This is a genomic window from Actinotalea ferrariae (assembly GCF_019733465.1).
GTDB lineage: Bacteria > Actinomycetota > Actinomycetes > Actinomycetales > Cellulomonadaceae > Actinotalea > Actinotalea ferrariae_A.
Genome location: NZ_JACVQL010000404.1, coordinates 1 through 4041 on the forward strand (window position 1 = coordinate 1; position 4041 = coordinate 4041).

General features: G+C 77.5%; 6 protein-coding genes and 1 pseudogene. 3 read left to right on the plus strand and 4 right to left on the minus strand.

Translation table 11 applies throughout. The features are described from left to right. Both ICW40_RS20355 and ICW40_RS20360 read right to left on the minus strand, forming a co-directional pair. A pseudogene (locus tag ICW40_RS20355) lies at window positions 1-454 on the minus strand (hypothetical protein); the annotation flags it as partial. Continuing rightward, the gene (locus tag ICW40_RS20360; RefSeq protein WP_308121943.1) at window positions 451-1116 is read right to left on the minus strand and encodes an SAF domain-containing protein; all 666 of its coding nucleotides are present in this window, start codon (window positions 1114-1116) and stop codon (window positions 451-453) included. The gene ICW40_RS20360 and the pseudogene ICW40_RS20355, both read right to left, overlap by 4 nt. Window positions 1117-1332: 216 nt before the next feature. Between ICW40_RS20360 and ICW40_RS20365 the strand changes: the two genes are divergently transcribed. Further along, complete coding sequence (locus ICW40_RS20365; RefSeq protein ID WP_221655794.1) at window positions 1333-1581, plus strand: helix-turn-helix domain-containing protein; 249 nt, start codon at window positions 1333-1335, stop codon at window positions 1579-1581. On the opposite strand, the gene ICW40_RS20370 is transcribed toward ICW40_RS20365, so the two are convergent. Next, a complete protein-coding gene (locus ICW40_RS20370; protein ID WP_221655795.1) occupies window positions 1558-2088 on the minus strand; it encodes a hypothetical protein in 531 nt (176 codons plus the stop codon). The two genes, ICW40_RS20365 and ICW40_RS20370, sit on opposite strands and share 24 nt — an antisense overlap. A 195-nt stretch (window positions 2089-2283) precedes the next feature. On the opposite strand from ICW40_RS20370, the gene ICW40_RS20375 reads away from it, so the two are divergent. Continuing rightward, the gene (locus ICW40_RS20375; RefSeq protein WP_221655796.1) at window positions 2284-3132 is read left to right on the plus strand and encodes a LysM peptidoglycan-binding domain-containing protein; all 849 of its coding nucleotides are present in this window, start codon (window positions 2284-2286) and stop codon (window positions 3130-3132) included. Continuing rightward, complete coding sequence (locus ICW40_RS20380; protein ID WP_260459525.1) at window positions 3129-3671, plus strand: Rv3235 family protein; 543 nt, start codon at window positions 3129-3131, stop codon at window positions 3669-3671. The genes ICW40_RS20375 and ICW40_RS20380 overlap by 4 nt, the downstream gene beginning before the upstream one ends. A gap of 93 nt (window positions 3672-3764) precedes the next feature. On the opposite strand, the gene ICW40_RS20385 is transcribed toward ICW40_RS20380, so the two are convergent. Continuing rightward, window positions 3765-4041 (minus strand): SEC-C metal-binding domain-containing protein (locus ICW40_RS20385; protein WP_221655797.1); only part of this gene is annotated, 277 nt, incomplete at its 5' end.

The window sequence follows — 4041 nt, forward strand, 5'->3', positions numbered from 1 at the left end:
CCGGGAGGGCAGCCACGCCGGCGAGGCGCGCCGCGACGTCGCCGGACGTGAGCGACGGTGCTCCCCCGACGCGTCCGACGGCGGGTGCGCCGCCGGGCTGACCCGCCGGCGGACCGGCGAGTGCGGTCTCGAGGGCGTCCACGACGTCGTCCGCGCCGTGCAGCACGCCGTCCGCCCCGAGGTGCGCGAGGGCGCCGGGCGGCCGACCCTCCGTGTCCAGCACCACGACGCGGAGCCCCGAGCCGTGCAGGTGGTGCACCGCCTCGCGGTCGAGCCCCGGGAGGTCGGCCGAGACGACGGCGACCGCGCCGAGGCCGGCCGCACCGGCGCCGAGCAGCTCGGCGAGGTCGGCGCACCGTCGGACCACCTCGAACCGCCCGCCCGCGCCGGCCACCGCGCGCACCACGGCCGACTCCGACGGGCCGCGGACGGCGCACAGGACGCCCGCGGTCACGAGGCCGCCAGCCCGGGCACGACGACGACCTGGACGTCGCCCTCGGCCGCGGTCGCGGCGAGCACCTCGGTCAGCCGGTCGACGGGGACCAGCACGTGGACCGTCGTGGTGCCGCCGACGGCGAACGCGCCCTCAGGCTTCGCCACCTCCGCCACGGTGAGGCCCGCGGCGAGCTCGTACGGCCCCCGCGGCGGCGTCGGCGCGGCTCCCTCGGACGATCCGGCACCGGCGGGGACGGCCGTGGCGTCCTCGGGCACGAACCAGAGGTCGACGGCCGAGCCGGCGACGAGCCCCTCGGGGAGCACACCCGGCACGGCGACGGCCACGGGGCGCACCGCGAGCTCGTCGACCGCGCTGAGCGCGCTGCGCGGCACGAGCTCGCCGGCGGCCACCGTCCGCTGGACCACCAGGCCGTCCGGCAGCGGCTCGTCGGCGCTCAGGTACGCGGGGCCGGCGGCACCCAGGCGCACCTCACGGACCTCGACGGAGTCGGCGTCGAGCACCTCGCCCGGCACCAGCGAGCCCACGGCCGCGTACACCGGCACGGTCCGGCCCGCCGCACCGACCGCCCAGGCGCCGAGCGCGACGGACGCCGCGACGAGGACGAGCCCGACGAGGAGCCGCGGGTCGCGCCAGCCCGGGCGCCGCAACCGGGTCGCCACGGGGCGCGGGAGTCCGTCGGGGCCGTGCTCGGTGCGTTCCATCGCTGCGGTGCCGTCCCGGGGTCGTGGTCGTCGGTCGTCGACCGCCGGCGCCCCGGGGCGACGAGATCGTCCGGGTTCGGGCGGTTCGCGAGCATTCTGCCCGGTTCGCGCGGCGAGCGGTGCACCCGTGTGGATGACGCTCGGGGGCCGCACGGCGCGTGGCACACTGCCGCCATGGCAGCCCGCTTCCTCACCCTCGCGGACGTGCGGGAGATCCTGAACATCTCGGCACCGCAGGCGTACTCCCTGGTCAAGTCCGGGGAGCTGCCCGCCATCCAGATCGGCGGGCGCAACGTCTGGCGCGTCGAGGCCAGCGAGCTCGAGGCCTACATCGCCCGGATGTACGCCCAGACGCGCGCCCGGACCGAGGGCGGCCACGCCGACGCCGACGACGCCGCCTCAGAGGCTGCTGACCACCTGTAGGGCCGCGAACGGCACGAGGCGCACCTCGCCCGTGGGCCGCGGCGAGTCGGGGTGGACGAGCGCCAGACCGAGGTGGTCCTGACCGACCTCGTCGATGCGTCCGTCGACCGCGCCGACGTGCGTGACGACGCGGACGACGCCGCGGTCGCGGGAGACGGCGCGCAGGGCGTGAGCCAGCCCGAGCCGCCGCAGCGCCTCCCCCGCCGGCGCCGCGCTCGTCGCCCCCACGCCGGACACCGACGCGACCGCTGACAGCGGGACGAGGTGCTCCCGTCCCGCGTCCGCGAGCAGCAGCCACGCGGGGCCGACGTCGCTCAGGACGCCCCGCAGGACGCCATGGCCCAACCACAGGGTCACCGCTCCGCCGACGGCGGCCCTGAGCCGGTCCACGAGCTCGACCGCACCGCGTTCGGCCCGCGTCAGCTCCGCCACGTCGGCGAGCCGGTCGACGACCTCGGCCGCCCCGAGCTGGAGCTCCATGTCGGCGAACAGCGCATCCCATCGCATGGCGGCACCGTAGCGGCCCCCTCGGGGCGGACCCGGCGAAGAGGAGCCGGCGCGCAGGGGCCGGCCTGAGCACCTGACCCGATGACCCTCAGTGCCGTCTCATCCACAGAGGCGTCTCACGTCTGGACAGATCTACACGCACCCGACAGCATTCAGATGTATCAAACGACATCAAACGCAATCGAAGGGGACGACGTGCGCGAACCAGGGTCGGTCCGGACCGCTCGGGCCCTCGTCCGCTCGGGTGCCGCCGCCCTCACCGGCGGGGCGGCGACGGCAGCGCTCGCGCGTGCCAGCGCCGACCGCTGGGCCGCTCGCATCGACCTGGCGGCGCCGCTCACCCCGCGCGGCCTCGAGGACCTGGTGGTCGCGGTCGTCACGGGCGTGGGCGCGCTCGTGGCGGCAGCCCTCACGGCGGGCTGCCTCCTTCTCGTCGTGTCGCTCGTGGCGCAGTCGGCCGGGCACGCGGCGACGGCGGTCGAGCGCCTCAGCGCGCGGCTCACCCCCCAGGTCCTGCGCCGCGTCCTCGTGCTCGGCGTCGGAGGCGTCCTGGTGGCAGGACCAGCCGCCGCGACCGGCTCAGCCCCCGGCACGCCCGAGCTGGACCTGGGCTGGTCGACCTCCGCCTCGACCGGCGGCAGCACCACGACGGACGCGGCGGCCACCCAGGGTGCCGGACCGGGGCTCGCGGCGGGCGCACCGGCCGCGCTCACGAGCAGCCCGGCGACCGGTGGACAGCCCGCCGCCGCCCCTCGTCCGTCCGTCCCGCCCGACCCGTCCGACCTGCCCGACCCGCCCGACCCGTCCGACCCGTCCAGCGTGGCCGAGCGGGCCGTGCACGTCGTTCAGCCCGGCGACAGCCTGTGGGCGATCGCCGAGGCCTACCTCGGTGCCGGGGCGGTCGACGCCGACGTCGCCGCCGCGTGGCCCCGGTGGTACGCCGCCAACGCCGACCTGATCGGCCCCGATCCCGACCTCGTCCTTCCCGGTCAGGCGCTCGTCGCGCCCACGGCCGCCGTCACGTCCTCCGAGGAGCAGCCATGACCGTGAGCACCCTGAGCCGGCCCGTCACCACCGCACGGCCCACGCACCCGCGACCGCCGGCGCCCGCCGCACGGCCCCGGCTGCTGCTCCCGCCCGCCCCCGAGCCGACGGCCCAGGTGACGGCACGCGACGCCGCGGCGCTGCAGGGACCGATGCTCCGCTCGGTCACCTCGCCCGTGACCGAGACGTTCTGGCCCGTGCCGGCACCGACCCGCTCCCAGGTGGCACCCGACCCGACGCGCCTGTGCGGCTCCCTGGTCCTCGCAGCGGTGGAGTCGCTCGCGGGCGGACGCCCGGTGCTGCAGCTCGCGCGCTGGGTCACGCCCGCCGTGTACGAGCAGCTCAGCAGCCGCTGCCCCGCGCCCGCGGCCCACCCCGCCCGGCGGACCACCGTCCGCAGCAGCGTCGTCTCCCGGATCAGCCCCACCGTCGCCGAGGCGAGCGTCGTGGTCCACGACGGGATCCGGGTGCGGGCTGCGGCCGTCCGGATGGAGCTGCACCGCGGGTCGTGGCGGGCGACCGTGCTGCAGATCGGCTGACCGTCCCCCCGGGCCTCCACCAGGACGACGAGGGCTCGGCCGCTCCAGCGGCCGAGCCCTCGTCGTCAGTCGTCCGGCAGGTCGTGCCTCGGGTCAGGCGACCTCGTTCTTGCCGTGGCAGGCCTTGTACTTCTTGCCCGAGCCGCACGGGCACTGCGCGTTGCGCGGCGTGCCCGGGAACGTCTCGCCGTCCTTGGCCGGCGCCTCGGCCGTCACGACGGGCGCCGCGTCCCCGTCGACGCTCGGAGCCGAGTACTGCAGCGGGACGCGCCGCTCGGGGCCGTCGAGGCCCTTCGCGATGAGCGTCGGCGCCGCGGCGCGGACAGGCGCGGTGCCGCCGGACGGGGCCGTGGCCCGCGCCCGCCGCGAG